The 3,595-nt window shown below is 43.9% G+C and carries 6 protein-coding genes and 1 pseudogene; 4 read left to right on the top strand and 3 right to left on the bottom strand.

Annotation, left to right across the window (positions count from 1 at the left end; translation table 11 throughout):
- Positions 1-76: 76 nt before the first annotated feature.
- A pseudogene (locus J1785_RS02460) lies at positions 77-514 on the bottom strand (tyrosine-type recombinase/integrase); the annotation flags it as partial.
- 88 nt (positions 515-602) lie between these two features.
- Positions 603-791 (bottom strand): hypothetical protein, encoded by a 189-nt coding sequence (locus J1785_RS02455; protein ID WP_129954461.1) that lies wholly within the window; start codon positions 789-791, stop codon positions 603-605.
- Between the two features lie 212 nt (positions 792-1,003).
- Between J1785_RS02455 and J1785_RS02450 the strand changes: the two genes are divergently transcribed.
- From J1785_RS02450 to J1785_RS02440, 3 genes are read left to right on the top strand one after another with little or no spacing between them, the layout of a single operon-like run.
- A complete protein-coding gene (locus J1785_RS02450; protein WP_129954463.1) occupies positions 1,004-1,495 on the top strand; it encodes an Hcp family type VI secretion system effector in 492 nt (163 codons plus the stop codon).
- 12 nt (positions 1,496-1,507) lie between these two features.
- Positions 1,508-1,864 carry a tlde1 domain-containing protein gene (locus J1785_RS02445; RefSeq protein ID WP_217218732.1) on the top strand — a complete coding sequence of 119 codons (357 nt, stop codon included), beginning with the start codon at positions 1,508-1,510 and terminating at the stop codon, positions 1,862-1,864.
- A complete protein-coding gene (locus J1785_RS02440; RefSeq protein ID WP_129954467.1) occupies positions 1,861-2,367 on the top strand; it encodes a hypothetical protein in 507 nt (168 codons plus the stop codon). Before J1785_RS02445 ends, J1785_RS02440 begins: the two co-directional genes overlap by 4 nt.
- A gap of 373 nt (positions 2,368-2,740) precedes the next feature.
- Here J1785_RS02440 and J1785_RS02435 read toward each other — a convergent pair whose 3' ends face one another.
- Positions 2,741-2,974 (bottom strand): hypothetical protein, encoded by a 234-nt coding sequence (locus J1785_RS02435; protein ID WP_238483033.1) that lies wholly within the window; start codon positions 2,972-2,974, stop codon positions 2,741-2,743.
- Between the two features lie 85 nt (positions 2,975-3,059).
- Here J1785_RS02435 and J1785_RS26975 point away from each other — a divergent pair, with 85 nt between their 5' ends.
- Entirely contained in the window at positions 3,060-3,512 is a 453-nt protein-coding gene (locus J1785_RS26975; RefSeq protein WP_420803826.1) for a baseplate J/gp47 family protein, read from the top strand.
- Positions 3,513-3,595 lie beyond the last annotated feature (83 nt).

Genomic DNA, 3,595 nt, shown 5'->3' with positions numbered 1-3,595 from the left:
GTAAAGCCTAGGATCAGAGTTTTATTATTTACTAAAATAATTACTTATTAGCAATTTCAGTGCTAAGTTTACCTGTTCAGTTACTGGCTATTGGATTAAGTTTAAGAGCTTCTTCAAGATGTTCTGGCGCAAAGTGAGAATACCGCATGGTAATTTTGATATCGGTGTAACCAAGCACTCGTTGCAAAACCGAAATATTCCCACCATTCATCATAAAGTGTGATGCGAAAGTGTGGCGCAAGACGTGTGTTAGCTGCCCAGCGGGTAATTCAATATCAGTACGTTCCAGTGCGGAACGGAAAGCGCCATAGCAATTCTTAAATAATCTGCCTTTTTTCACTTCTGGTAACGAGTCATAAAGATCTTCACTTATAGGGATGGTTCTATTTTTCCGGCCTTTTGTCTTTGTGTAAGTGACTTTATATTTTGTGACCTGGCTTCTATTGAGTTCTTCTGCTTCTGACCAGCGTGCGCCAGTTGATAGGCACAATTTAACAATACAAACTAGGTCAGGGCGAACAGGCATTTTTTGATCCTTTCTGGATCATGCAAATACATGCAGGTAATGCATGCATAGCCCCTCAAAGAGCTATGCACCGAAATCAATGGATTTTGCCCGCACCGTTTACATCAAAGATAATGGCAAGTAACCCCTCTTTTGCGGTTACGGCCATTTCCGCAATCCAAATGGCAACCATCTCACGTTCATCATGATCGCAATCTGTAGATGTGGCTAATTTGGCAATTAACGCGAACCTCTCCAACAATGCAGCCGTTTGTAAGCCTTCCATTCCCACCTCATTTAACTGAGTATTTATACAGTGTTCTAGGTTTTTTCTGATATGATTTCCATATATTTCTGAATGTTATGCATAGCAATAATCTACCACCTGAATGCTTTGCTGGCAAAATAGACAATCCCTGCCTTGCGGTAAAAGTCCATATTGTTCAAGGGTTTTTTTGGGTGTATGTTTTCCCTACAAAACATAAGGAGTTGTTAACAATGGCTATACCAGCGTATTTATGGTTGAAGGATGACGGTGGAGCAGATATTAAAGGTTCTGTCGAGGTCCGGGGACGTGAGGGAAGTATTGAGATAGTAGGTTTTACGCATGACGTTTCAATCCCCAATGACAACAATACTGGTAAGCCAACGGGCACCAGAATTCATGCACCGTTTACTTTCGATAAGGAAATTGATTCATCGACCCCCTATATCTATAAAGCTTTATGCACCGGGCAGACGCTCAAATCCGCTGAAATCAAATACTACCGTATCAATGATGCTGGGCAGGAAGTGGAATATTTTAATACTCTTTTAGAAAACGTAAAAATTATTGGGATTATACCAATGATGCACGATATTCAATCTGCGTATGGCGAAAAAATAAACCACATCGAATACGTTGAATTGAGATATGAAAAAATCACGTGGAAGTATTTGGATGGGAACATTCAACATTCTGATAGCTGGAACGAACGCGCTACTGCATAAGGAGATGTGAAAATGGTTTTGACATACAAACAAAGTACCGGCGAAATGTTCCACGATGGTGTGCTTGTTGGACAAGGTTATTCCGGCGTTTTGACTAACAAAAACAACCCTGACCGCCAACATGTTAGAGGAATGGGACCTCTCCCACGTGGGACTTATCGAATTGGATCCACGACTGCGTCTAAAGGCCCAATGACCATAGAACTTCACCAAACATCTGGCGATTCTTTTGGCAGGAGCCTATTTCGAATTCATGGTGAAAGAACGCACGGGCCATCAGGTTTCGCATCTGAGGGCTGTATTATCCTGCCGCCATCAGTGCGTCACCAAATCCGAGGGTCGTCTGAATCTCTTGAGGTAGTCAGATGAGGGTTTTTGCTGCACTTTTATTGTTTCCTGTGATGGCTTTTGCTGCGGTTACTCCGCAAAAATTACGCAGTGAAATCCGAAAATATGGCGAAACTGAATTCTCTGAAAAAATATCATCCGATGATTGGAAAACCGCACTTGATAATATTGCCAGCGGTCAAAATGATTGGATATTTTTAGCACCGGATTTAGCGCCGGTGATCAATCAGCAACAGGCAGAACAGCTCTCCGAAGCACTTTATTATGCTATTGCCCCAAATGTTAAAGAGACATTGAACACTCTCGCCATACTCGATAAGCACAAATATAAGCATCAGCAAGGAAGCGTTCTATCCTGTGTTTCCCCGTTAAATAAGTCTAAAGAAGAAGTGATGCGTATTTATAATGAAACACGTCTGGCATTGCTAGATGTTCCTGGAGTTGAATCCGCAACCTGTCTATGGTCACTGGAAGGATGGATGGAACAGGTTAAACAGGAAGATGCCTCAAAAACCAATAAGTAGTCTATGGAAGAAGAACATGCCTTAAATCGTGTCCTTTATTGAGGAATTATTAAGATTATGGTTGGATGAAGTGGGTTAAGTTTTTTTTTTGCGGCCTTAGGCTATCTGATTGCGTTCTTCGTATTGACGGTCATCTTTAGCCAGGTGATTGACAACTTCATCACTGAGGGCACAATGCACCACTTTGCATGGTTCTTTGGTATCTACGATGCAGAGGGAATATTAGACCTATACCTAAATATAGCGATGAGTGTTTCAGCCTTGCTTGCTGTAGGAGTAATTTATTTATTTCACTTACACATCCGGCTGCAGTTAAAAGCTTCAGATTGAAATACTCAGCAAATGAACTAAAACGCCTACCAGGGCATTTCTTTTAGCTAAACTCCGGCCAATCCTCAACCATTCCGAAATGTAATTCTGTATCACCTATTTTCAAGGTAGCCCCGCTGCTTAATACCTCCAACTCCCAGCGCGCAGCAGTGATTTTGCTTTTCATCAATTCTCGCTCAATTTCAGGCAAACGTGCCCGTTCTTCTGTCGTCAATCTCGCCGATGGAGCAACATCCCGGGCTTTCGTTGGGTCAAAACTTCGCTGTAACTTACTCACCTTCGGTGTTTCTTCCCTTATACGCGCCACAATCGCCCTCACGGCGACTGTGTCTGTCCAGTCAATAACTCGCAGGTTGTCAGAATTGGACGCTGTAGCAGTGCTCCCAGCCTGGCCACCGGTGCTGTGGATCAAAGACATTCTCGTTAACACGGTGCTGGCCAATATGTATCTGGCGACGGCCAGCGGCGCAATGCTGCGGATGTTGGCCTGGGGCGTAAACCTCACGGCCAAACCGGCGACGGCGGCAAAGGGTGCCATTCATTTTTACAAAGAAGATGCCCGCCATGCGGGCACCGTGGCGGCGGGTACGGTCATTCAGACCAAGCGCATTAACGGCGTGACCTACGCGGTCACGGTGGATGCAGACACCACGCTGGCGGCGGGGCTGTCCGGCTTTAAATCCGTGATCGACGCGCAGCCCTGGATAATCAGCAAGGTGACGCACAGCCTGGGCGGCAGTGGCTTTGTGACGACGTTGAATCTGGAGGTATTGCTGTCAGATGTGAGTTATGAGGCTGCGGAAAGCAGTGATTAGGAAAAAGAATGTAACTCTTATTTATCTGAAATTTTAAATGATACTTACTTCTATTTCGGTTAGAAAAGTTTTTATATCTAAAT

The organism is Rahnella perminowiae, assembly GCF_019049755.1.
GTDB classification, from domain to species: Bacteria; Pseudomonadota; Gammaproteobacteria; order Enterobacterales; family Enterobacteriaceae; genus Rahnella; species Rahnella perminowiae.
The sequence above is the reverse complement of the archived record's forward strand: the minus strand, read 5'-3'. Positions and strand labels throughout refer to the sequence as shown.

Bases quoted from the DNA above. Each gene is read 5' to 3' on its own strand.
- J1785_RS02455 (WP_129954461.1), bottom strand. From the start codon at position 791: ATGGAAGGCTTACAAACGGCTGCATTGTTGGAGAGGTTCGCGTTAATT.
- J1785_RS02450 (WP_129954463.1), top strand. From the start codon at position 1,004: ATGGCTATACCAGCGTATTTATGGTTGAAGGATGACGGTGGAGCAGAT.
- J1785_RS02445 (WP_217218732.1), top strand. From the start codon at position 1,508: ATGGTTTTGACATACAAACAAAGTACCGGCGAAATGTTCCACGATGGT.
- J1785_RS02440 (WP_129954467.1), top strand. From the start codon at position 1,861: ATGAGGGTTTTTGCTGCACTTTTATTGTTTCCTGTGATGGCTTTTGCT.